The organism is Singulisphaera photorubra (assembly GCF_045290345.1).
Taxonomy (GTDB): domain Bacteria; phylum Planctomycetota; class Planctomycetia; order Isosphaerales; family Isosphaeraceae; genus Singulisphaera.
In genome coordinates this window covers 7,301,178-7,325,477 of the sequence record NZ_CP155447.1, presented here as the reverse complement: position 1 = coordinate 7,325,477, position 24,300 = coordinate 7,301,178, and the positions used below count along the sequence as shown (strand labels likewise).

The following is a 24,300-nucleotide window of genomic DNA, read 5'->3' as shown; positions in this document are numbered from 1 at the left end:
CGGTCCGATCCCATTCGCTCCTCGTCGGATCGGGCCGGCAAAAGCCCGCCACGACCGGCAAAAACCTGCCGACATATCTGGACCCGAATCCTCCGCGGGCCCAGCGATCGCGCATGGCCATTTCACCTATTTCTCATAGCCATCAGGCATTAAGAAATATCCACCGCGTCCTGCGCCGTCCGGTACGCGCAATGCTCTCTTGCATCAGACGGAAACTTCCGACCGATCACGAATAACAGGTCCACTCACGGCGATGACGGTTGAGGATGTCACTGGCCTTCCCTTGCCTTGGGCTGGGAAGCCGGACCCTCTCGTCCCGTCGCGTCCGGAGTTGTCCGCGCTGGGCTGAAGTGCGATCCGCCCACCGGACTCGAGCGACCGACGCGTCGGCCATTGGCCTCGGACTATGCCTCAAGAAAGCGAAGCTGTCCCGTTGCGCCCTCGGGCAGGACGCGAGTCCATCGTCGGTCGGAGGACGCCCCCCTTCACTCAACCAACGCGCCAAAACAAGCGGACGAGAGGATCCCAATCATGACCCATTTGGCCATTGCCCTGTCTGAGCTCACGACCGCGGCCCTGTGGCAGGCCGTGAAGCGGGGGACACCTCACCCAGCCAACGTCGACACGCCCCACCAGTCGATGGACCGCCTCAGTCTCTCTTGTGAAAACCGGCACGACGACCCCAAGGAAGACCTGGACCACCTCAGCCTGACCAGCGAGGAGCACAGGACCGATTCCGACGATGACCGTTGGATGTAACGTAATGCGCCCGTCCGACAACGAGCCACGAACGCCAAGGACGAGGGCGTCGAGGTTGACTCGAGGCCGTTGGGAATCGTTCAGGAGTTGCCAGAGCCGAGCGAGATCCCTTCCGCGGCCGCGAGGGAGACGACTGCCTTCCCCGCCCCCCGGAAGTCGAACAGGTCGAGTGCCTGGGCAATGCGCTCGACTTCAGGGTCGCGCGAGCCCTTCAGCGCGGCACGGACGTGTTCGAGGGCCTCTTCCGCATCCGGGTTGTTCTTGAGGACGAGCTCGGCCAGCGCGCGGAGTGATGTTTCGAGTGCGGACCGGTCCACGACCTCGCCGGATCGAGGCCCCGACGCCTGGGCCTCAGCTCGGGCGGCGACGGCCTCTTGTGCGAACGGCTCCAGGCCCTGGATGACGACCGACAGTTCCCGCTCGACGGCCGACAGAAGCAACCCGGCCTTCTCCAGATGACTGACCCGCAATGCGGAATCCAGCTCCCCCGTGGCCCGGTGCAAATCCATCGCACCGATGTTCCCGGCCACGCCTTTCAGCGTGTGGACCTGGCGCTCGGCGTCCGTCAGCCGATCCTCCGCGAGCGCCTCCCGGACTCGCTCGACGCTGGTCGCGTAATCACGGTGGAAGTCGAGCAGCAGTTTACGGTAGAGCGTTTCGTTCCCGGCAACCCGCCTGAGCCCGGTGACGCGGTCGATCCCCGGCCAGCCGTCCGTCTCCGGCCGGGCGGTCTCGCGCGGGATGCTCAAATCCGGTTCCGTCGGTAGAGGCGTCGCGCCTGCCTTCCGCGTTCCCGGCTTGATCCAACGGAGCAGGACGGCAAAGAGCAGGTCGGGGTCGATCGGCTTGGTCACGTGGTCGTCCATGCCGGCCTTGAGACTCTGCTCGCGGTCCCCAGCCATGGCGTGCGCGGTCATCGCGATAATCGGGAGGTCGCGGAATCGCCCGTCGCGGCGTAACTCGACCGTCGCCTGCAAACCATCCAGCTCCGGCATCTGGATGTCCATGAGCACCACGTCGTAAGGGTTAGCCCGCACGCGTTCCAATGCCTCCCGGCCGTTGGCCGCCAGGTCCACGACGAACCCGGCCGACTCCAGGATCTCCCGGGCTACCTGCTGGTTGATCTCGTTGTCCTCGGCGACCAGGATGCGGCTCCCCCGGATCGAGCCCAGCGCCTCCAGTTGCGTCGCCTGCACCGTCAGCGGGTGGGGGGTCCGGTTCTCGTTGTGCCCGAGGATGTCCATGATCGTGTTCAGAAGCACCGACTGGCTGACTGGCTTGATGAGGAAGCCTTCGACCCCCACGCCCTCGGCCCGGCTCATGATCTCTTCCCGGCCGTATGCCGTGACCATGACGACGGTTGGGGCCATGTGAACCCGCGACGATTTCTTGATCCGATGGGTCGCTTCGATCCCGTCCATGCCGGGCATCTTGTAGTCCATCAAGACCAGATCAAAGGGACGCCCCTCGTCGGCCGCCCGGTCCAGCGCCACAAGAGCCTCCTCCCCGGTGGTGGCGATCCCAACCTCGAAGGCCATGGACTCGAGGGCGTCGCTCAGGATCTCGCGTGACGTTCCGCTGTCGTCCACAACGAGCACGCGCAGGCCCCGGAGTTCGCCGACCAGGCTGCTGAACCGAGTCCTCGACTTGCGGGCCAGCCCAAAGCCCGCCGTGAAGTTGAAGACACTCCCCTTGCCGGGTTCGCTTTCGACCCCAACCTGCCCCCCCATCATCTCGACCAATTGCTTGCTGATCGAGAGGCCCAGTCCGGTCCCGCCAAACTTGCGGGTGGTGGAACTGTCGGCTTGCACGAACGGCTGGAAGAGCTTCCCAGCCTGCTCCGGGGTCATCCCGATTCCGGTGTCGCGGACCGAGAACGCGAGGACGGCTCGGTCCTCTGTCTTCTCCACGAGACGGGTCGAGATCACGATCTCCCCTCGCTCGGTGAACTTGACCGAATTGCCGGCCAGGTTGATGAGGACCTGCCCCAGCCTGAGCGCATCGCCAACCAGATGAAGCGGAAGCCCCGGGTCGGTGCGAAAGAGGATCTCGAGTCCTTTCTCCTCGGCCTTGGGGGTAATCAGGCTGGCGACGCTCTCCATGACGTCCTCGAGGTTGAATTCGGCGGCCTCCATGTCGAGGCGGCCGGCCTCAATCTTCGAGAAGTCGAGAATGTCATTGATGATCCGCAACAGGGCCTTGGCCGATCCATCGATCTTCTTGAGGTAGTCGCGTTGTTTGGGCGCCAGCTCGGTCTGGAGCGCCAGGTGGCTCATACCGATGATCGCGTTCATGGGCGTGCGGATCTCATGGCTCATGTTGGCCAGGAAATCGCCCTTCGCACGACTTGCCTCCAGCGCTTCTTCTCTCGTCTTCTCCAATTCGGTGATCAAGTTTTCCAGTTCTTTTTTGTGCCTCATCTCCTCGGTGACGTTATTGCCCACGCACAGCAGTTCTTTCGCTCGTCCTTCGCCAGACCGGATCACTCGGTTCGACCATGCGACCCAGATACTTTCGCCGGATTTCACCCGATTCTCATTCACTTCATTGACTTGAACGTCGTGTCCCTGGAGTGACTCGACGCGTCGCCGCACCTCTTCATGCCACTCCGGCGGAACGATCCGGTACAAGGGCTGGCCGACGAGCTCATCATTGGTGTAGCCGAACAGCTCAGTCGCATACGCGTTTGCGAACGTGATAACGCAGTCGCCGCGAACCTTGATGACGACCGAGCGCATGAAGTTGACCAACGACTCATAACGCGTGGCCAGCCGTTCCACCATATCCTCGAAAACCAGGGCCAAACGCCCCAGTTCATCCCCACGCTCGCAAACTTCCTTCAGGGTCCCGACCTTGTACTCGTCAGCCTCGACAGCCTTGGCGGCTCGAATCAACTGATCGAGCGGCACCGTCAGCATCCGGCGGAGAATGAAGTAGGCCAGCACACCCACGGCCAGCAGAAGACTCGCGACCCCCGCGGCGACCAGCGAGTTCTTGCGAGCCAGTTCCGCGAACAAGGAGTCGGTCTTGTATCCGACCTCAACGATCCGTGGCGCGTCCACACCCGAGACGCCCACATACTTGTAGACGAAGGGGTCGATCTCGCGTTTGCGACTCTCCTGAACGACCACGTCCAGGTGATCAGGGCGGCCAGGCAGCAGGCGAAGGAAGACGCCCGCCTGCGGTTGATCGGCTTTGAAAGTAAATTCTTGCCCTTCCGAACCGAGATCCACCTTACCGGAGCCATTGGCAATCCAAAATTCGTAGTCGTAATTCCGTTGTTCCTTGGCGAACCGCGCGATCGCTCGCAGATGGCGATTGATCTCCGCGGGCTCCATTCCCACCGCTCTTTTTTGCTCCGCGATCGCCACGAGGTGGGCGACGATCCGGGCCTGCATGACCATCTGGTCCCCGATCGCATCTTCCACGAAGCGCTGGGTGGTCCAGTGGACCACGAACGTCGTGATCACGGCCGTGGCCGCGACCGGCAACCCAACAAGGAGCAGAATGCGCGTATTCAGACCCAGGGCATTGAGCCACCGTCTTGCCTTGCTGCGCATATAAGTAACGCCGTCCTCGTTGTTGCCTTTGTCGCCGCCTCCGAGGATTCCACCTTCGCATCCGGCCGGAGAGCCGTCGACCGCTTGGAACAGGTCGCGGCGCCGGCGAATCACCAGACAGTTCCGAGGGCGAGCTCACGCGACTTCGACCGGAGGTCACTCTGAGTTTAGATCCTGTTCCGCCGTTGTCATTCGATTTTCCGCCCATTTCCCATCAACGCATCACGACTAATCAACATAAAGAATCATTTTTCCCGTAGGGTGGACACGGCCCACCATCCCGATCTCCTTGCCTGAAGAGAGGTTAAGATGGCGGGCCGCGCCCACCCTACAGGATCGTTGGGCCAACGATGATGCCACGACTGAACGCGTTGTCGTAGGGGGCAGAACGGGTTCGGCGAAGCTTTATCTCCGAGCAAACCGCGAAAATTCAGCGTCCAACCAAACATCCCATAACAAATCATCACGAGAACTCAATTAACATCCAATCATCAACAGAACGCAAAAAGACAAGCCCCCGCTGGCTGATGAGTCTCCCAGAGATTCGGATCGGGGGTAGCGTGGGGCGTCTCTCAAACGGCTTTTGCCGATTTCGAGAGGGAGAGAACCGGCGTGAGTGCAGGCAACTCGAGAGGATCAACCGCTCGAGCAACAAAAAAAAGGGGCAGACCATTGGAATGGTCTACCTTTGCGGATCGAAGACGACTGGCGTGAAACGCCCGTCCGTCATTTATCAGACCTGGAACGAACTGCCGCAGCCGCACGACTTGACGACGTTCGGGTTGTTGAAGACAAAGCCTCGCTTTTCCAGGCCGTCGTAAAAATCGACGACCGTTCCGTCGAGGTAGGGGTCAAACTTCTTGTCGACGGCCAGCTTCACGCCGTGAACGTCGATGACGCGATCGCGCTCGGAGACGGCGGTGTCGAAGTTCAAGCTATAGGAGAAACCGCTGCAGCCACCCCCCTGGACGCCGATGCGAAGCACCGTCTCCTCGGGAAGATTCTGCTCGGTGACAATCTTCTTGACCTCAACAGCTGCCTTTTCACTCAGGGTCACACCCATCGGTAATCTCCTTTGCTGGCGAAACGTCCCCGGTACGACGACGCTGCGTCGCTCCCCATAATCCTATCATAACGTCGAGTCAAATCCCAACGCCTTCCCGCACATCCGACAAGAGAACCACAAAGCCCCTATTCGTCGCAACACGCCGAATGAACTTCCGCGCTTGGCTCAATGGGTCGGGGGTCTGCCTTCTATTATACGCAGCGCATCGCCCCGAAGTTCATCGACACCGGGGATTCGCATGAATTCACGTTCACTAAGAGTCTGTCCCAGAAGGTGAATCCCACGGGAGCTTTTGAATGATCTGCTGGGTGCCATGCGGTTCCGTACTCGGAACCCATGCGGGAATGCCTTGGCCTGGCGCGCACGGGTTCCGAGTACGGAACCCGTGGCACCCAAACGGCCTTCAATTTTCGGTTTCCCTGAACTTACGAGACAGACTCTAAGCGGTTGGCCACGATTTTCCTTGATGTCCTGATGGGCCCCTATCGGCGAGCCAATGGAGAGCCAGGTCGTTCAGGACGCCTCCGCGGCGCGAAGCCGGGTCACGGCCCTGGCCACGGTGTCGGCCGCGAAATCGATCTCCTCGGCTGTCGTAAACCGCCCGAGGCCAAAGCGTAGGCTCGCTCGCGTCAGTTCCTCAGTGACCCCGATCGCGCGCAGGACGTGGCTCGGCTCGGGGTTCGCCGACGTGCAGGCCGAGCCCGAGCTGACGGCCACATCGCGCATCGCCATCATCAAGGCCTCCCCATCGACGCCGGCGAAGCTCAGGTTCAGGTTGCCGGGCAGCCGTTGCGTCTTGTGGCCATTCAGGTGGATGGCCGGAATCTGCCCGGAAATCGCCGCGTGCAATCGCTCGCGGAGCTCCAAGATCCGAGCCGATTCTTCGGCTCGTTCCTGACCCGCCAGCGCGGCGGCCTCGCCGAGCCCGACGACCAGGGGGACCGCCACCGTCCCGCTCCGAAACCCGCGCTCGTGACCGCCACCGTCGAAGAGCGGGACCAGCCGCACCGGCGGATCGCGGCGGCGGACGAACAGGGCGCCCACGCCTTTCGGGCCATAAATCTTATGTGCGGAAAGACTTAACAGGTCGATTGAATCGTCGTTGACGTCGAGCGGGACCTTGCCGACCGCCTGAATCGCGTCGGTGTGAAACAGGATCCCCCGTGCGCGGCAGAGCCGGCCGATGGCGGCGATCGGGTTGAGCGTACCGACCTCGTTGTTGGCCGCCATGACCGAGACCAGGACGGTTCGCTCCGTCAGGACGGCCGCGATCGCGTCCACCGAAACCAAACCGTCCGGGGCAGGGGGGACCACCGTCAGCTCCCACCCCTCGCGTCCCAACCGCTTCATCGGGTCGAGCACGGACTTGTGCTCGGTGGCCGCGGTAACAATATGGTTTCCGCGCGACTTCAGCCCCGGCAAGACCCCCTTGATCGCCAGGTTGTTCGACTCGGTTCCCCCCGACGTGAGAATGATCTCCCTCGCCTCCGCCCCAATCAGTCGGGCCACCTGTTCCCGACCGCGATCGACAGCCTCGGCGGCCTCCCAGCCAAAGCGATGCGAAACACTCGCGGCGTTGCCATAGGTCATCGTGAAATGCGGGAGCATCGCCTCGACCACCCTTGGGTCGACCCGCGTGGTCGCCTGGTTATCGAGATAGACGGGCAATTTGGGCACGTTAGGGAATTCTCTCCACGTGAAACAGGGGCGACAGGGGGGCGGCGACGTTGATTTTTCGACCGAACATTCGGTTTTTTCATCGTAGTTGGAATTCCCTTACCGGGCAACACGGGGCACAATAGGCCGCCCCTTGGTCTTCGATGACGAGACACATTAGAAAAAAGGGGCGCGATGGCGAGCGAATGGAAATGCCCGCCCTTCCCACCGTCGGATCCAACAGATCGCAGGGAGGCACCATGGCGTACGACCGAGACCAGGCGACGCACGAGTTCACCCGCTGGAGCGAAAGCTACGATCGCTCCATCTTGCAATGGCTGCTCTTTGGGCCATCGCATCGAGCCTTGATCCGGAGGATCCGCACCGTCGCGGAAGACCGCCCCGTGCGGATCCTGGACGTGGGATGTGGGACCGGCGTTTTCGCCGCCCGAATCCGTGAGGCTTTGCCCAACGCAAAGGTCTGGGGCATCGACCTGGTGGCCGAGATGCTGACCAAGGGGACCGAGCGTTGGCGGCAGCATGCCGGGCACATCCAGCCGGCGCAGGCGGATAGCGAACGGCTCCCGTTCGCCGCCGGCACCTTCGACATCGTGACTTGCGCCAACAGCTTCCACCACTACCCGCACCAGGACAAGGCGATCGCCGAAATGCACCGGGTGCTGCGTCCCGGGGGCCGGCTGATGCTGATCGACGGCTATCGCGACGCCCTCTGGGGCTGGTTCATCTACGACGTCTGCGTGGCCGGAATCGAAGGGGACGTCCATCACGCCTCGTCCCAGCGGTTCCGCGAACTGTTCGCTCAGGCTGGCCTCCGCGCCATTGCGCAGAAGGTTCATCGCGGCCCCGCTCCATTCCTGCTCACCGAGGCCGTTGCCACCGATCCGGCCCCCTCGTCAATCTTTCCGCCCCCCCACTTCCGCAACGTCATCGGTGTTGGCAGCCGCGAAACCTCGGCCATCCCCAGCGAGGATTGACGACCGCATCGGGCGTGAGGTGGAGCTCTGCTTGCGAAGGAAAAAGCGGATCCCGCCGATTGTGAGCGAGCGATTGGACTCCGAGACCGAACCATCGCGACCGGGCGGTTGATCGCCGCCCGGGCCGCGCTGAGAATAGAGAGATGCTGTAAAGGCGTCCCGGTCTCGAGAGGCTCAGGAATGGAACCCCGCCGCATCGCCAGTCTGAAGACGGCCGAGAGTTTCCGCGACACCCAGGACCGGCTCGGCATCAACCTCCCGTTCGACGAGGCGGTCGAGCCCGGCGCGGAGTCCCCTTTGGGCCGCCCTTACCACTGGCGAGGGGGCACCGTCGGCAACCGGTTCGCGATCCTCCCGATGGAAGGGTGGGACGGTGAGGAAGACGGCAAGCCGTCGGACCTGACCATCCGCCGCTGGGAGAACTTCGGCCTCAGCGGCGCCAAGTTGATCTGGGGAGGCGAAGCGGTCGCCGTTCGGCCTGACGGACGGGCGAATCCGAACCAGCTCGTGATCAACGACGCCAACCTGGCGAGCCTGGAACGGCTCCGCCACCGGCTCGACACCGTCCACCGCGAACACTTCGGCCAGTCCGACGACCTCTATGTCGGGCTCCAGCTCACGCACTCGGGGCGGTTCGCCCGCCCGTACGACAAGCGCAAGATGGAGCCGCAAATCCTCTACCGGCACCCTTGCCTCGACCCCAAGTTCGGCCTCGGGGCCGACGTCCACCTCCTGACCGACGACGAGATCGCCCGCCTGGTTGTCGACTTCGTCCGCGCTTCCCGGCAAGCGCGCGACGCCGGCTTCGCATTCGTCGACGTGAAGCACTGCCACGGCTACCTCGGCCACGAATTCCTCTCGGCCGTCGATCGACCCGGTCGGTACGGCGGAAGCCTCGAGAACCGCACCCGATTCTTGCGCGAGATCGTCGAGGGGATCAAGTCGGAGGCCCCCGGCCTGGAGGTTGGCGTGCGGGTGAGCGTTTTTGACTTCCTCCCCTACCGGGCCGGCCCCGACGGTCAGGGGGAACCGTGGCCCTGGCCCGGCTCCCCCTATCCTTACGCGTTCGGTGGCGACCCGAGCACAGGCCTGGACCTCAACCTGGCCGAACCCTCCGCCTTCCTCAACCTGCTGGAAGAGCTCGGTGTCCACTGGGTCTGCACGACGGCCGGCAGTCCCTACTACAACCCCCACATCCAGCGTCCCAGCGCCTTTCCCCCATCTGACGGCTACCTCCCTCCGGAAGACCCGCTGATTGGAGTCGCCCGCCAGGTTGCCGCCACGGCCACACTCAAAGCACGCCACCCCAACCTGGCCATCGTCGGGTCGGGCTACACGTATTTGCAGGACTGGCTTCCCCACGTCGGCCAGCGCGTGGTCCGCGACGGCGGCGCCGACTTCGTCGGCCTGGGCCGGATGGTCCTCTCTTACCCCAACCTGCCGGCCGATGTCGTCGCCGGTCGAGTCCCGGATCGCAAGCGGATCTGCCGGACCTTCAGCGATTGCACCACCGCCCCGCGCAACGGCATGGTCTCCGGTTGCTACCCGCTCGACCCGTTCTACAAGGCCAGGCCCGAACGGGAGCGGCTCGTGCAGCTCAAACGCGATTCCCCAGGTTCAACCCCACGGTAAAATTCCGTATTCAACGAACGATTCCCGATACCAAGAAATCCGCTCCGACGCGCCGTGACTCTCGAAGCCCAAGATGTCGATACCTAGAACAAGTCATTGGAGAGTTTCCCGCCCGTTGCGAGGTGAGGAACGCGAACTACCTGGAGCGGGAAGGATCCCAACATGAGGCAGTACCTGGATTTACTGCGATTGGTCTACGAACGGGGCGAGGTGAAGGCCTCGCGTGCGGTGCTGGAGAGCACGGGGACGAAGCCGAAGACGCGGAGCCTCTTCGGGTATCAGAACCGTTATGATCTCACCCAGGGGTTCCCCCTGGTCACGACCAAAACCGTGCCATTCCGGCAGGTGGTCGTCGAGGTGCTCTGGTTCCTGAGCGGCTCCACGAACGTCGACTACCTCCAGCGTCACAACGTCAAGATCTGGGATCAGTGGGCCGATGCGACCGGAGAGCTCGGTCCGATCTACGGCAAGCAGTGGCGGGCCTGGGGGGGGAGCGACGGGCAGCAAGTGGACCAGGTGGCGGAGTTACTCCGAGGGATCGAACAAGTCAAAGCCGATCCGACCGCATCGGCGGCGCGTCGGTTGATCCTCACGGCCTGGAACCCCGCCGATCTCCCGAAGATTCACGGTCCGTCGGGATGCCACACGCTCTGCCAGTTCTCCATGAACAACGGCCGGCTGTCGTGTCAGCTCTATCAGCGGTCGGCCGACTTGTTCCTGGGCGTCCCCTGGAACATCGCGAGCTATGCGTTGCTGACCCACCTGATTGCCAAGGTGACCGGTCTCGAGGCCGCCGAATTCATCCACACATTCGGCGACGCACACATCTACGAAAATCACCTCGATCAAGTGGGCGAGCAACTGACGCGAGAGCCCTATCCGCTCCCGAAGCTAGAGATCGACGACAGCGTGTCCAGCCTCGAAGGGCTCACGCCCGAACAATTCAGGCTGGTGGGCTATCGACATCACCCTCGCCTCTCGGGAGAGGTGGCGGTCTGAATGCCTTGATTGACGACTTAAGAAGGGGCCGTGATGATCGTCTCTGCCATTGCCGCAATGAGTCGTACGGGAGTGATCGGCGATGGCGTTAAAATGCCCTGGCACCTGCCACGTGACTTGAGACGGTTCCGCGACTCCACCATGGGCAAGCCGGTGATCATGGGGCGCCGGACCTTGGAATCCCTCCGCGCTCCGCTGCCAGGTCGTCTCAACATCGCCCTGTCGCGTTCCGCCACATACCGCGCGGACGGATTTCAGATCGCGAGTTCCATCGAAGCTGCGATCAAGATCGCCGAGGAGCAGGGGGGGGACGGCGGCGAGATCATGATCATCGGCGGCGGGGTAGTCTATCGCGACACGTTTCCCCTCTGGGATCGGCTCCTGCTCACCGTCGTGGAAGGAGACTTTCCGGGCAACACGTATTTTCCGCTCGATCAGGCCAACGGAGGACGGTGGCGCCTTGTGAGCCAGGAATACTGTCCGCCCGACAGCAAAAATGCCCATCCTCATTGGTTCCTCAGCCTCGAACACGAGCGAGGCCTCAACCCTGTCGATCAAAACTTCGACCTCTCCGCGTGGCTCAGCGCTCCAGCCGCCCCGATCGCGGGTGATCCCCCCCACGGACGAAGCAGCGGGTGATCGTCATTTTCCCCGCCGAGCGAAGTGCGATCGGCCACAATCGGATGGACCGCAACCCAACCACCTATACGCACATCTTGATTTATTGCAATCCAAACTTCAACAATCACGGCCACTTCGCATTGACGCACCGGGCACGATCGGTTAATGTACGTGTGCGCTGTAGAGCACCGGTAGCTCGCCAGGCTCATAACCTGGAGGTAGGTGGTTCGATTCCGCCCGGCGCAACTGACCGCACATACCCGAGTCGTTCGGCGAGAGGCCGACCACAACGACGCGGAGCAGACCCTCTTCTTCAAGAGGTCTGCAAAAGGGCCTGCTCTTGGCCAACACAAGATGATCTTCACCTTCGCTCCCGCGAAGCAAACGGGTTCGGCCTACCCCGTGAAATGGCGTTGCACAAGCTGATGGGCCCGTTCGGATTGCAACAATCACGGCACCTTCGCATTGACGCACCGCACACGATCGGTTAATGTACGTGTGCGCTGTAGAGCACCGGTAGCTCGCCAGGCTCATAACCTGGAGGTAGGTGGTTCGATTCCGCCCGGCGCAACTGACTGCACATATCCGAGTCGTTCGGCGAGAGGCCGATCCCAACGACGCGGAGCAGACCTTCTTCTTCAAGAGGTCTGCAAAAAGGGCCTGTTCTTGGCCAATCAATGATGAGCTTGCCTTCGCTCTCGCGAAGTGGCGGCTTTGCCCACAGTACCGAGCGATTAGCTGGCCCCATTTCTAAGGGGTGGCACAGCTTCGCCAAGCCCAGCATAAAGCCGCAATCAACTCCCGATTGATTTGGAGCGAGGATCGAATCCCTCCCGCAGGGTGGGCACGGCTCACCATCCCGATCTCCTTACCTAAAGGGAGGTTAGGATGGTGGGCCGTGCCCACCCTACGGGAATGATTGAGTCCGCGTTGACGCCGTCAGGGAAAACGGATTCGGCGAGGCTTTACAAGTAGTGACATGCAACTCAATGAATTCATCAAACTTGCAACGATCATGGCACCTTCGCATTGACGCACCGGGCACGATCGGTTAATGTACGTGTGCGCTGTAGAGCACCGGTAGCTCGCCAGGCTCATAACCTGGAGGTAGGTGGTTCGATTCCGCCCGGCGCAACTGACTGCACATATCCGAGTCGTTCGGCGAGAGGCCGACCACAACGACGCGGAGCAGACCCTCTTCTTCAAGAGGTCTGCAAAAGGGCCTGCTCTTGGCCAACACAAGATGATCTTCACCTTCGCTCCCGCGAAGTAAACGGGTTCGGCCTACCCCGTGAAATGGCGTTGCACAAGCTGATGGGCCCGTTCGGATTGCAACAATCACGGCACCTTCGCATTGACGCACCGCACACGATCGGTTAATGTACGTGTGCGCTGTAGAGCACCGGTAGCTCGCCAGGCTCATAACCTGGAGGTAGGTGGTTCGATTCCGCCCGGCGCAACTGACTGCACATATCCGAGTCGTTCGGCGAGAGGCCGATCCCAACGACGCGGAGCAGACCTCCTTCTTCAAGAGGTCTGCAAAAAGGGCCTGTTCTTGGCCAATCAATGATGAGCTCACCTTCGCTCCCGCGAGGTGATGGCTTTGCCCACAGTACCGAACGATTAGCTGGCCCCATTCCAAGTAGCGGCACTGCTTCGCCAAGTCCAGCATAAAGCCATAATCAACTCACGATTGATTCGCGATGAGATCGAATCCCCCCCTACGGGAATTATGGGGCCATGTTGACGCCGTCAGGAAAAACGGGTTCGGCGAAGCTTCGCGAGTAGTGATACATAAATCAATGAATTCGTTCCACTTGCAACAATCACGACACCTTCGCATTGACGCACCGCACACGATCGGTTAATGTACGTGTGCGCTGTAGAGCACCGGTAGCTCGCCAGGCTCATAACCTGGAGGTAGGTGGTTCGATTCCGCCCGGCGCAACTGACTGAATAGATCCGAGTCGTCCGGCGAGAGGCCGACCACAACGACACGGAGCAGACCTTCTTCTTCAAGAGGTCTGCAAAAAGGGCCTGTTCTTGGCCAATAAGAGATGAGCTTGCCTTCGCTCTCGCGAGGTGACGGCTTTGCCCACAGTACCGAGTGATTGGCTGGCCCCATTTCCAAGTGATGGCACAGCTTCGCCAAGTTCAGCATAAAGCCGCAATCAACTCCCGATTGATTTGGAGCGAGGATCGAATCCCTCCCGCAGGGTGGGCACGGCTCACCATCCCGATCTCCTTACCTAAAGGGAGGTTAGGATGGTGGGCCGTGCCCACCCTACGGGAATGATTGAGTCCGCGTTGACGCCGTCAGGGAAAACGGATTCGGCGAGGCTTTACAAGTAGTGACATGCAACTCAATGAATTCATTAAACTTGCAACGATCATGGCACCTTCGCATTGACGCACCGGGCACGACCGGTTAATGTACGTGTGCGCTGTAGAGCACCGGTAGCTCGCCAGGCTCATAACCTGGAGGTAGGTGGTTCGATTCCGCCCGGCGCAACTGACTGCACATATCCGAGTCGTTCGGCGAGAGGCCGATCCCAACGACGAGGAGCAGACCTTCTTCTTCAAGAGGTCTGCAGAAGGGCCTGTTCTTGGCCAACAAGAGAAGTGCCCCTGATCTGATGGGGTCCTTTGGTATGCAACGGCCTTCGATCCAGTCGATAGGCAGCATTGTCGTTTGATTGAAGTGATTCTTCCCGCGTCGCAATGAATACGCACGGGTTTTATCTATCGTGGGTTCAACGATCCCATGGGGTGGGCACGGCCCACCATCTTAACCTCCTCTTTGGCAAGGAGATAAGGATGGTGAGCCGTGCCCACCCACGGGAAAATCCGATCCTGATCAATCGTTAAGCACGTCTTGGCGGGTGAGGCGAAGCTTTATGAAGAGCGAGCGCTAAGGTTTCCCCTCCCCGAACTCAGCTCAGGGCGAGTTCGGTCGCGGGGGAGGGGCTCGGCTGCGTGTGGCTCGCCGATTTGGGGGTATGGACGCGACGCTCTACAAGGTCGAAGAACAGCCAGCCGGCGGCCGTCGCAGCCAGAGAGACCAGGGGCACGACGAGGAACGCTCGGGTCCAGAATCCCGTGAGATGAAGCTCGCGGAAAGCGACGATCGTGAGTGTGCAGACGGGAAGGTGGACGAGGTAGATGCTGTAGCAGCGTTCGCCGCAAGCGTGGAGTCCACGCAGAAAGTGGCTGCTTGCGTCAGCCAGAGGATTGTCCCATCGACGCAGGGCGATCAGGATGAGGCTGAACGCACCGGCGCCGGCCGTGGAGCGCAGGCCCCAGAGCAAGCCGATCCCGAACATCGCTACGAGCATGGCCTCGACGGCCCGCTTTGCCAGAGCCGACCGAGCCACGGTGAGTCGCCAGTAAACCGCCATGCCGGCCGCGAACTCGTGCCAGTAAACGGGGAAGGCTCCGTCGATTCGGTCAAGCCAGCCCGCTCGCCAGGCCCAAACCCGATAGCCCACAATCAGCACCGAGACGAGGCCCAGTGCGCGATACAAACGTCGTGGCGCAATCGCCAGCACGAGGAAGCAGAGGAAATAAAATTGCTCCTCGTAGCAGAGCGTCCAGGCGACCCGCGTGAAAACGTCTTCGCCCCATCCCGGTCGCTCCATGCCCCAGACGTTCCCCCGCCAGGTCTCGGTCAGGGTGAAGTTACCCAGCCACTGAATCCAGGAGAGATCGGCTGGCGACCGTAGCGTGAGCTGATGCGCGACCGTGGTGTAGAACCGGGTCAATCCGGTCGCATCGAGTATCGCGACGAGTGCGATCAACCCGACCAGTGAGGCCCAATACGGCGGATAAATTCGCCAGAAACGACGTTTCAGAAACGTCCAGGGCGAATCCCCCTTGCGACGTGTGGAATCGGCGCTGGCGGCGATGCAATAGCCGCTGATGACGAAAAAGATCGGCACGCCCACATACATCATCCGGAGCGCGCCCATGCAGGCCAGCCGCATCCAGCGGGCGGGACCGGCCCCAACCCCGTCCAGATCCGTCAGTTCCAAGGCGAACCCTGCGTGATAGATCACGACGGAAAGGCAGGCAACGCCCCTCCAAAGATCAAGCGAACGGTAGCGAGAGGGGCGCGTCAGAGGTGGCAACATCGTCGATCCTCGACTTCCGGGCGCACCGCTCTCGCGATCACGCCGACTCTTCCCTGATCCTGGGGACTGTAAAGACTAATTAACACTCGGTCGCATTGGGAAGGCCAATCGGATCCCCGGTCCATTTCGGGTTTCGCGGAGCAAGGGGGAGGGGGGTAATGGGTTGACGTCGGTGGACACCGCCGTGCGTCCGCATTCGACCATCGCAGTCGCCAAAATCGAAGGCAGGTGTCCCGACAGTCGGGGCCCGTCCGTAACTCAAGGGAAGAACCGTGGAACATTGATCCGATAGAACGCCGCCTCGATGTACTCCAGGAACAGGAGGAAGTCGAGGATCCGGAAGTTGTTGGGGTCTGACGCGTTGACCGGGTCGAACGAGGGGAACCCGACCACCGGGTCGGAGACGAAGGGGGCGACGCGCGACAGGGTCACTCCCTGCTGGATCGGAGACTCGACGGCCGCAAAGTCCGGAACAAGCGGTTGGCTGAGGAGAGCGTTCAAAAACGAGGCGTGGCGCGACTCGACGGTGCAAAGCCCGACGGCGGTTGGAAAGTATTCCTCGGTCTGCTGGACAGCGAAGAGTGCTCCCCCATAGGTCCCCGAGCCGGTGTTCTCGAAGGCGGCGGCCGTCGTCAGGAACGATTGGAGATTGTGCTGAACGAGGCTGGAAAGGTTCAGGACCGGCGTCGGCCGGATCTTCGGGTTCAGCGGATTGTCCGAGTCATCGAGCAACTTCTGAAGGATTGTGACATGAGTTGCCTCGTCGTTCTGGATCTCATGGATCAAGACCTGAACCACCTTCCGATCGACCTCCACATGGGGAAGCGGGACCGGTTTGGGCTTGGGCTTCGGTTTCGATTTGGCGGCCAGCACGCTCGACGACGTCGCCACAATCAGGCTCGGCACGGCGACCGCCGTCGCGGTCGCCCCTCGGAGGAACGACCGCCGCGAATCGCAGCACTGCGCCGGCTGCCCCGCGGTCAGCGGCGTGCCCGCCGCGCCCTGGTCTACGCTCAACTTCTGACTCGAAGTATAGTCACGCATGACGAGTTCTCCAGTACAAGATATTCCCATCTGCCCGGGACGCTGAAAGTGACGTCCGCCCCGTTCACCTGAGTAGTGCGGGCAAGGCCGTTGGCGGTCGACAGTTTCTTCATCCCCAGCGCGGATTTCCTCCAGATGGCGAGGGGAAACAGCCACCCCCAAAAAATCCAAAAAGAAAAGTCCGACCAAAGCGTGGCTTCGTTGCACTATCTCAAGGGGGCGGGGTCGTCGAATCGGGGCCAGGCCGCTGACGATTGGATTGACAGCCATGATCGCAGCCACTGACAGCGAGTTGCTCCGGATCTTCGTCGAAGACCGCGACGCGAAAGCCTTCGAAGCACTGATGGCCCGGCACGGCCCCAGGGTCTGGCGCGTCTGCCGACAGGTCCTCGGGCCATCCCAGGATGCTGAGGATGCCTACCAGTCCACGTTCCTCTTGCTCGCCGGCAAAGCGAATTCGATCTGCAAGCGAGATTCGCTCGGCCCCTGGCTCCACGGCGTCGCGCACCGAATTGCCGTGCGATCGCGGGTGGACGCGACCCGGCGCCGAATTCGTGAACACAAGGTTCCACGAGCGGAGGTCGAGGCTGCGGACTCCCAGGTGGAAGCCGAGGAGGTCCACCGCGCCCTGCATGAGGAGATCGATCGTCTCCCGGCGAAACTCCGCGAGCCGATCCGACTTTGCTACCTCGACGGCAGGACCAGCCACGAGGCGGCTCGGCTCATCGGCTGCCCCACCAGCACTGTGAAGGAGCGGCTCGCACGCGGCCGCGAACGACTCCAAGCCCGGCTCGACCGCCGAGGCCTCACGCTCACACCATTGCTTCTCCTCATGCTCTGGCCCCGCCACACGTCGGCGGAGGAGATGCCGCCTCGACTCATCCAGGCCACCCTGAACGCAATGAGTCGGCAACAGGGCCAGCGCCGGACATACCCCGTCCGGAAGCAACCGAGGCCGACACCTCGGAGCGGCCTGATCGCGAGCACCGCTTCGGCAATCCTCGGGTCGGGGATTGCACTGATGCTGATCTTGCCGACACCGCACCGGGGGACCTGGCTCGCCTGGCTGGTTGAGGCAGCCCGGAAAGCTTGCCACTAATCTTCTCATCCGCGAAGAACAATCATGGCAACACTTACCAAGAGCATTAACTCTTCATTGACTCATGGCAAAGTTCAATTCCAACCGACACCGTTCCGGCCCGCCGAGGATTCGGGAGAAGTCGCGATGGCAATAGCACGCCGAGGGTTCAGTCTCATTGAGATCCTGGTCATTCTGACGATCGTCGGCGTCTTGGGGGCGTTGATCTTGCCCGCCGTCCAGGCGGCCCGTGAGGCGTCGCTCCGGATCCGATGCGTCAACAATCTCAAGCAGATGGGGATCGCCCTGATGACCTATCACGAGGTCCACGGCGCCTTGCCGATGGGATACGTCGCGGCCCCCAGTCCGAACGCCTACCAGACGAGCCCGGGTTGGAGTTGGGCCGCCCTGATTCTTCCCCAGATCGAGCAAGTCCCGCTTTACAACGCGGCCAATTTCAAACTCCCCGTCGAACAGACCGCGAACCTGACGACTCGGCAGGCCGCTACCGGTGTGTACATCTGCCCGACGGACCGCGACGCCGGCCTCTTCACGGTCAGACGCGATGGCAGCCCGCCGGTCGGAATCTTCCACACCAATAGCTATGCGGCTTGCTTCGGCGCCGGGCTTGAAATCGACGATTTCCCGGATCGGGGTGACGGCCTGTTCCGAAGGAACCTGGTGGTCCGGCATTCCGAGATTCTGGACGGGACCGGTTCCACCATCGCCGTTGGCGAGCGCGGAGCCTGCTTGGTCAAAACCCCTTGGGTCGGCGCACCGGACGGCGGGATCAGCTCGTTTTCCGACGACGCACCGGCCGGCATCCCCGACTACCATTCGATCGGCCACGGCGGCGAGTTGGTGGTCGCCCACGCTGGCGACGTCGGCTTCAATGCCCAGGGAACCTCGCCGGATGACTTCTACAGCCCGCACAGCGGCGGAGGAAACTTCCTCTTCGCCGACGGCTCAGCGCGGTTCGTCCGGTCGACGATCGCCCTGGACGTCTATCGCGCGCTCTGCACCAGAGCCGGCGGCGAAATCCTCGGCTCGGACGCCTACTGATGCACCCAAGTCCTGATTCAGGTCAGGCCGGCCGCGCTTCGCTTGGCTCCCGGCTCAACCTGCGACGCCAACGAACTCGCCGGCTACACCACGCCACGGCAATCGAAAAAAAGTAGGGAAGCGAGCCGGAACCCAGCCACAGAGCTTTCGCCACCGCGCAAGATTCCGGCTCGACTCATGTCCCCACGAGAGTTGAGGCTTCAGCTCAAACTTCGCCGCAGGCGTCGATGGTGATCTTGGCCTTCGGAGTTCCGCTGCCGGAGCCCAGGGCTTCGATCTTCGTGACCAGGTCGGAACCGTCGGTCACTTCGCCGAAGACCACGTGCTTGCCATCCAACCAAGAGGTGATCACCGTGGTGATGAAGAACTGCGAGCCGTTCGTGTTCGGGCCGGCGTTGGCCATGGACAGGAGGAACGGCCTGTCATGCTTGAGCTGGAAGTTCTCGTCCTTGAACTTATTCCCATAGATCGACTTGCCACCCGTTCCGTTGTGGTTGGTGAAGTCGCCCCCTTGGAGCATGAACTGGGGGATCACTCGGTGGAACGAAGAACCTTTGTAGCCGAACCCCTTCTCGTGGGTGCACAAAGCGCGGAAGTTCTCGGCGGTCTCGGGCACCACGTCGTTGAAGAGTTCGAAGGTGATCCGTCCTGAGGGGGTGCCGTCGATGCTGATGTCGAAGTAAACTTTCGGCCTGGCCATAATCTTTCGTCCTCGATCGGATCCCAATTTCTTGTTTCTATTACCCCACATAGCGCCCGGCCCCGGCGCAGCAACGTCGGAGGCGATCGAGCCGGTATGCAGAATTAACTGTGCTCAAAATAACAACTTAGACCTCGCATCTCAAGTTGCTTGGGATTCTCGCGCCGACCGACCGATCGCAAAATCGCTGGCCACCACGGGATCGGGCCAAGGCGGAGCGCTCTGATTACTGGTCCCGCTTGCGTTCCACCGCGGCCGCGTCCTCGATGGCAAAGACCGCCACCAAGGGCACGTCGGGCGCAATCGCGAGGGTCGTTACGAAGACCGGACGGGCATGGCTCAATAGGTCGGCCGCCAACGCACAAACGGGGTAGCTCCGCAGGATGCCAGGCCGGTTCTGAAGGAGATACCACTTTGGGGGATTCGCCTGGGAGGGCAGGGGGGAAGGACGAAGCAGGCCCCAATGGTGTAAGTAATCGAAGGTGGGGATCGGGTAGGCCACCATTACCGACTGGCCCTTGTCGGTGTGCGAGTTGAGCCATTCCCGCGCTTCGGGAGTCAAGCCATCCCAGTAGTACGTCGGCTCCATGCCCGCCCGAGTGGCTCCGGACAAGCCACCGATCAGGGTGTTGTAGTAAGACAGCTGCAAAGGATGATGGAGCCATGTTGCCCACGCTCCGGTCAACACCGCGCAGGCCATCGAAACAGCGGTCAACGGCCAAACAAACCGGCCAGGCACAAGGCGCTCCAGGGCGGCGGGCAAGGCCGAGACGCCGATGCCCGCCAGACAGGCCAGAAACACGAAGGCCGGAAGGAATTGCCGTTCGCCATCATGTCCCGGCGCACCTGGTAAGGCGCGAAGCGCCATCAGAAATAGCCAATTCAAGAGTAGGAGAGTCCCCCCTCGATCCCGGAGCCGCCCAACCACGATCCTGGCAATACCGAGCAAAGCGATCAGGAGAACGATCGGCGGGACGACGATCGCCGTCCAGGCCAGCGTGTTGTACCAAGGAAGCGAGAAGGGATAAACCTGCCCAAAAAACTGGGTGGGAATCGGAGATCGTTGCTCCCTGCCCAGGTTGGACTGGAGAAAAATCCGCAAACTTTGGAGCGGCTCGAACCACCACGGAGGGTTGAGGGCATAAAAGACGAAGGCGGCCACCAATCCCCGGCCAACAGCGTGAAAGCAGCCTGGCGATCGCGATAAAGCAGACCCCAAGCAACCAAGGGGACCGACACGAACCAGCCGGTGAACTTGGTCGCGGCGGCACAGCCCCAGGCCATGCCGAACGCAAGGATCCATCCCCATCTTCGACGCGATGGCTCCTCTGACCGGCAGAATGCCACAACCGCAAGGAACCAGAGACAGAGCAACGGCGCGTCATAGGAAGCCAGGTGGGCCTGAGCGAAAACCCGAGGCATCGTCAACAGGGCCAGTGCCGCGGTCAACCCGGCGGAGCGGCCGTAGAGCCGGGCCATGAACCCATAAATGACTCCAATCGTGAGGGCAAAGAAGATCGCCGGCCCGCACCGGTACGACTCCAACGGCGGCAGGAAAGAATGTCCGACAGCCCAGCCACCCAGACCAAGTAACGCATAAAATGGAGGATGCCCATTCGGTTCCTCCCGAGCGAATGGCCAGAAGAAGCGAAGCGAGTCGCGACTCCAAGGCGAAGCGGCCCTCGCTCCCGCTCGCTTCAAATAATCACGCCGCGACTCCAGGTTCGACGTGGGAGGAGACCACGCCTGTACTCCACGTGAATTGGCACCGACAACTCGAGCGAACCACTCCTTGAGACGCTCCTCACGCTCGACCGTGAAACCCTCGTCCCAGGTCATCCCAAAGTCGTCCATGGTCACGAGAAGCAAGAGGAGGACACCCACGACGAGCAAGCCGGCCACCGCCACATCAAGGCGAGTCCCCGACCGCGTACTCTGTCCCCCGTTCGCGCCGGGGAATTCCCGGGAGTGAGCCGAGCCGAGTTCCTGAGGGCGTATTCGCACCACGGCGATCACTCCGGCACGGTGAGATGAACGATCTCAGGCCACCGTACAGAAGGAGAATCGCCGGCTCTTCCTTAAGCCCGGATCACCCCCGCTTCAGCCATCTGCTGCCAGCTCGCGGCGAGCGATCCATCCACGTCGATGCCGCGGCACGCTTCTTCAATGACCGTAACTTCAAATCCCAAGCGGCACGCATCAATGGCGGAATAGGCGACGCAAAAATCGGTGGCCAGCCCCACGATGAACAACCGAGTCAGGCCGCGCTCCCGCAAGTAACCAGCCAGGCCGGTTGGGGTCTGTCGATCGTTCTCAAAGAAGGCGGAGTACGAATCGATATCCCGATGATAACCTTTACGGATGATCATCTCGCAGCGATCCAGATCCAGGTCAGGGTGAAACTGGGCGCCTGGGGTTCCTTGGATACAGTGGTCGGGCCAGAGAATTTGCAACCCGTAATGGAGCTGAACCTGAGTCATCGGCTTCACACCAGGATGCGATGATACGAAAGAAAGGTGATCCTCGCAATGCCAGTCCTGCGTCAAGATAACATGAGCAAACCGCCGCGAAAGTTTATTGATGATCGGAACCACCAAATTCCCCTCAGGCACGGCGAGTGCGCCGCTCGGGCAGAAATCATTCTGAACGTCGACGACCAGGAGCGCCCGGTTCTCGGTCGGCGAGGCCGCCCGGATCGTCCGCCCGGTCACCTTGGCCGCGGGGATAATTGTCGAGGTCGATGGCTTGAGAAGCGTCCGCGTCGAGATCTGATGAGTGTCGTCCCCCAGTGAGTGTTGTGCGTCGCTGAGGGTCTCGATCAATTCTGCATACGTCTGAAATCGGTCCTCCGGCCGTTTGGCCATCATCCTGGCGACGATCACTCCTACCGAGTCGGGCACCGAAGCTGGGAGCGGGTCGGGGTCCGCCTCCTGGACCTGCTTCAAGATCCGGAAAAGCGAGCTCCCTTTGAACGGCAGCTCGCCCGAGAGCATGTGGTACAAAGTGGCGCCAAGCGAGAAAATATCGGCCCGGAGATCGACCTGACTGGCGTCGTCAAACTGCTCTGGCGACATATAACTGGGCGTCCCCAGCGCGATCCCGGCCGAGGTATAGACCACGGTGGCGTCCAGGTCGGCCACGATCTTGGCCAGGCCCAGGTCGGCCAGCTTCACCGCTCCAGCCGACGTGAGCAGGATATTCGCCGGCTTGATATCACGGTGGATCACCCCGATCTGGTCGAACGCCGTGCCCAGCGCCCGGGCGACCGACTCGGTAATTTGCAAGGCTCGTGCGACCGGGACCGCCTTGCGCTCTTCAATGTGGTCCGCCAGGCTCTGGCCGTCCACATATTCCATCACGATATAATAATGCCCATCGGCCTCGCCGCAGTCGAATACCCGGACGATTCCTGGGTGATTCAACCGAGCGGCCAGTCTTGCTTCGCGAAGGAACCGCTCCGGCCCGTCGCCCGCCTGGATCCGTTGCGGGTGGAGAAACTTCACGGCCACGTCCAGGTCGAGGTCCGTGTGATGCCCTTTGTAGACGACCCCCATCCCACCTTCGCCGAGCCGCGACAGGATCCGGCAGTGGCCAACGTTCGTCAGTCGCAAGTAGGGATCGTCGGACATTCGCTTTGACCTTATCGAGAACATTGCCGCAGGCGCGACCTCGGAGGTGCCGGGAAATTCCTGGCTCCTCCGCAGAATCTGTTTGGGTGGCTCCCATGGCAACCGATCGCAGCCACCCGAACCTCAGAATATCGAGGAAGAAATCCGCGGTCACCTGGTTGGCCACTCCCTGACATGGTATTTGATCCCTTGGGATTCGGATGATGAACGGCCGCCCCGGGCATCACGGATCGAGCCATCGAGGATTCTCCCAATGAACGGTGAAAACCGACGCGCGGTCATCAAACGATTCGGCGGGGCGCTCGCCTGCTCGCTGACCTCCGGCCTGGCGAACGCACAGCCGGGAGCCGCCCGCCCGGCGCAACCACGCATCAAGATCGGACAGATCGGAGTGGGGCATGCCCATGCCAGCAAGCTCTCCGTTTTCCGGCAATCCGCGGACTACGAAGTCGTTGGCATTGTCGAGCCCGACGCCGAGTTGCGTCGCAAGGCCGAGGCACAGGCTCCGTATCGCGATCTGAAGTGGATGAGCCAGGAGCAGTTGCTCAACGCGCCTGGGGTGCAAGCGATCCTCGTCGAAACGCGAGTTCGCAACCTGCTCGACACGGCTGAGGCCTGCGTCGAAGCCGGCAAACACATCCATCTCGATAAGCCGGCCGGCGAGTCACTCCCCCAGTACCGCCGGATCCTGGACGCGGCGGCGAAGCGGAACCTGCTCGTCCAGATGGGATATATGTATCGCTACAACCCCGCCGTGGTGCTGCTCCGCGACCTCCTGAAACGAGGGTGGTTGGGAGACGTGTTCGAGGTTCACGCGGTCATGAGCAAAGTCGTCGATCCGGCTGCCCGGCGAGAGCTGGCCGAGTATCGCGGCGGCATCATGTTCGAGTTGGGTTGCCACATCATCGACCTGGTGGTCGGCGCGTTGGGAAAGCCAACCAAGGTGACACCGTTCTCGCGGCATGCCGGAAGCCGCGACGACGCCCTTCTCGACAACATGCTGGCCGTGTTCGAATACCCGCGGGCGTTGGCGACGGTCAAGTCCACCGCGATGGAAGTGGACGGGGGCGAGCGCCGACACCTGGTCGTCTGCGGCACCGAAGGGACCTTCCAGATCCAGCCGCTCGATAACCCCTCGGCTCACCTCGTCCTCTCGACTTCGCGAGGCGAGTACAAGAAAGGGCGTCAAAACATCTCATTTCCAAAATACATCCGCTACGTTGACGACGCAGCCGACATGGCCCGCATCATCCGCGGAGAGAAGCCGACCGATTTCCCTTACGAGCACGACCTGACGGTCCAGACCACATTGCTCGAAGCCTCGGGCCAACCCACAAACAAATAACCACATCCAAGAGAGAAAAATCTT

The 24,300-nt window shown here is 61.7% G+C and carries 17 protein-coding genes, 6 tRNA genes and 1 pseudogene; 14 read left to right on the top strand and 10 right to left on the bottom strand.

Annotation, left to right across the window (positions count from 1 at the left end):
• The first annotated feature begins 531 nt into the window (after window positions 1-531).
• Entirely contained in the window at window positions 532-759 is a 228-nt protein-coding gene (locus tag V5E97_RS27615) for a hypothetical protein (RefSeq protein WP_406694781.1), read from the top strand.
• A gap of 80 nt (window positions 760-839) precedes the next feature.
• Here V5E97_RS27615 and V5E97_RS27610 read toward each other — a convergent pair whose 3' ends face one another.
• From V5E97_RS27610 to V5E97_RS27600, 3 genes are all read right to left on the bottom strand, one after another.
• Window positions 840-4,433, bottom strand: a complete 3,594-nt coding sequence (locus tag V5E97_RS27610; protein ID WP_406694780.1) for a PAS domain-containing hybrid sensor histidine kinase/response regulator — start codon at window positions 4,431-4,433, stop codon at window positions 840-842.
• 619 nt (window positions 4,434-5,052) lie between these two features.
• Complete coding sequence (locus V5E97_RS27605; RefSeq protein ID WP_015246969.1) at window positions 5,053-5,382, bottom strand: HesB/IscA family protein; 330 nt, start codon at window positions 5,380-5,382, stop codon at window positions 5,053-5,055.
• A 516-nt stretch (window positions 5,383-5,898) separates the two neighbouring features.
• Complete coding sequence (locus tag V5E97_RS27600) at window positions 5,899-7,062, bottom strand: cysteine desulfurase family protein (RefSeq protein WP_406694779.1); 1,164 nt, start codon at window positions 7,060-7,062, stop codon at window positions 5,899-5,901.
• A gap of 239 nt (window positions 7,063-7,301) precedes the next feature.
• Between V5E97_RS27600 and V5E97_RS27595 the strand changes: the two genes are divergently transcribed.
• The 10 genes from V5E97_RS27595 to V5E97_RS27550 all read left to right on the top strand — a co-directional run bounded on the left by V5E97_RS27595 (window position 7,302) and on the right by V5E97_RS27550 (window position 13,800).
• Complete coding sequence (locus V5E97_RS27595; protein WP_406694778.1) at window positions 7,302-8,036, top strand: class I SAM-dependent methyltransferase; 735 nt, start codon at window positions 7,302-7,304, stop codon at window positions 8,034-8,036.
• A gap of 180 nt (window positions 8,037-8,216) precedes the next feature.
• Window positions 8,217-9,668 (top strand): NADH:flavin oxidoreductase, encoded by a 1,452-nt coding sequence (locus tag V5E97_RS27590; RefSeq protein ID WP_406694777.1) that lies wholly within the window; start codon window positions 8,217-8,219, stop codon window positions 9,666-9,668.
• Between the two features lie 162 nt (window positions 9,669-9,830).
• Window positions 9,831-10,667 (top strand): thymidylate synthase, encoded by an 837-nt coding sequence (locus V5E97_RS27585; RefSeq protein WP_406694776.1) that lies wholly within the window; start codon window positions 9,831-9,833, stop codon window positions 10,665-10,667.
• Window positions 10,668-10,700: 33 nt separating this feature from the next.
• The gene (locus V5E97_RS27580; RefSeq protein WP_406694775.1) at window positions 10,701-11,306 is read left to right on the top strand and encodes a dihydrofolate reductase; all 606 of its coding nucleotides are present in this window, start codon (window positions 10,701-10,703) and stop codon (window positions 11,304-11,306) included.
• 156 nt (window positions 11,307-11,462) lie between these two features.
• Window positions 11,463-11,534: transfer RNA gene (locus V5E97_RS27575), tRNA-Met, on the top strand.
• A 253-nt stretch (window positions 11,535-11,787) separates the two neighbouring features.
• Window positions 11,788-11,859, top strand: a tRNA-Met gene (locus V5E97_RS27570).
• Window positions 11,860-12,351: 492 nt separating this feature from the next.
• Window positions 12,352-12,423 (top strand) — tRNA-Met (locus V5E97_RS27565).
• Between the two features lie 253 nt (window positions 12,424-12,676).
• Window positions 12,677-12,748 (top strand) — tRNA-Met (locus tag V5E97_RS27560).
• Window positions 12,749-13,164: 416 nt separating this feature from the next.
• Window positions 13,165-13,236: transfer RNA gene (locus V5E97_RS27555), tRNA-Met, on the top strand.
• 492 nt (window positions 13,237-13,728) lie between these two features.
• Window positions 13,729-13,800, top strand: a tRNA-Met gene (locus V5E97_RS27550).
• Between the two features lie 421 nt (window positions 13,801-14,221).
• Here V5E97_RS27550 and V5E97_RS27545 read toward each other — a convergent pair.
• Both V5E97_RS27545 and V5E97_RS27540 read right to left on the bottom strand, forming a co-directional pair.
• Window positions 14,222-15,418 carry an acyltransferase family protein gene (locus V5E97_RS27545; protein ID WP_406694774.1) on the bottom strand — a complete coding sequence of 399 codons (1,197 nt, stop codon included), beginning with the start codon at window positions 15,416-15,418 and terminating at the stop codon, window positions 14,222-14,224.
• A gap of 258 nt (window positions 15,419-15,676) precedes the next feature.
• A complete protein-coding gene (locus V5E97_RS27540; protein ID WP_406694773.1) occupies window positions 15,677-16,462 on the bottom strand; it encodes a ferritin-like domain-containing protein in 786 nt (261 codons plus the stop codon).
• Between the two features lie 268 nt (window positions 16,463-16,730).
• Here V5E97_RS27540 and V5E97_RS27535 point away from each other — a divergent pair, with 268 nt between their 5' ends.
• Together V5E97_RS27535 and V5E97_RS27530 are read left to right on the top strand one after the other, a co-directional pair.
• On the top strand, window positions 16,731-17,561 hold the full coding sequence (locus V5E97_RS27535; RefSeq protein ID WP_406694772.1) for an RNA polymerase sigma factor: 831 nt from the start codon (window positions 16,731-16,733) through the stop codon (window positions 17,559-17,561).
• 126 nt (window positions 17,562-17,687) lie between these two features.
• Window positions 17,688-18,602: a DUF1559 family PulG-like putative transporter gene (locus V5E97_RS27530; protein WP_406694771.1), complete on the top strand. Its 915-nt coding sequence runs from the start codon at window positions 17,688-17,690 to the stop codon at window positions 18,600-18,602.
• A gap of 205 nt (window positions 18,603-18,807) precedes the next feature.
• On the opposite strand, the gene V5E97_RS27525 is transcribed toward V5E97_RS27530, so the two are convergent.
• From V5E97_RS27525 to V5E97_RS27505, 5 genes and pseudogenes are all read right to left on the bottom strand, one after another.
• Window positions 18,808-19,302 carry a peptidylprolyl isomerase gene (locus tag V5E97_RS27525; protein WP_406694770.1) on the bottom strand — a complete coding sequence of 165 codons (495 nt, stop codon included), beginning with the start codon at window positions 19,300-19,302 and terminating at the stop codon, window positions 18,808-18,810.
• 226 nt (window positions 19,303-19,528) lie between these two features.
• A complete protein-coding gene (locus V5E97_RS27520) occupies window positions 19,529-20,188 on the bottom strand; it encodes a hypothetical protein (RefSeq protein WP_406694769.1) in 660 nt (219 codons plus the stop codon).
• 68 nt (window positions 20,189-20,256) lie between these two features.
• Window positions 20,257-21,309: an ArnT family glycosyltransferase gene (locus tag V5E97_RS27515; RefSeq protein ID WP_406694768.1), complete on the bottom strand. Its 1,053-nt coding sequence runs from the start codon at window positions 21,307-21,309 to the stop codon at window positions 20,257-20,259.
• A 71-nt stretch (window positions 21,310-21,380) separates the two neighbouring features.
• Window positions 21,381-22,013 carry a bifunctional nicotinamidase/pyrazinamidase gene (gene pncA, locus V5E97_RS27510; RefSeq protein ID WP_406701227.1) on the bottom strand — a complete coding sequence of 211 codons (633 nt, stop codon included), beginning with the start codon at window positions 22,011-22,013 and terminating at the stop codon, window positions 21,381-21,383.
• 183 nt (window positions 22,014-22,196) lie between these two features.
• Window positions 22,197-22,856, bottom strand: a pseudogene (locus V5E97_RS27505) (serine/threonine-protein kinase); the annotation flags it as partial.
• A gap of 328 nt (window positions 22,857-23,184) precedes the next feature.
• Between V5E97_RS27505 and V5E97_RS27500 the strand changes: the two are divergent.
• On the top strand, window positions 23,185-24,276 hold the full coding sequence (locus V5E97_RS27500) for a Gfo/Idh/MocA family protein (protein ID WP_406694767.1): 1,092 nt from the start codon (window positions 23,185-23,187) through the stop codon (window positions 24,274-24,276).
• Window positions 24,277-24,300 lie beyond the last annotated feature (24 nt).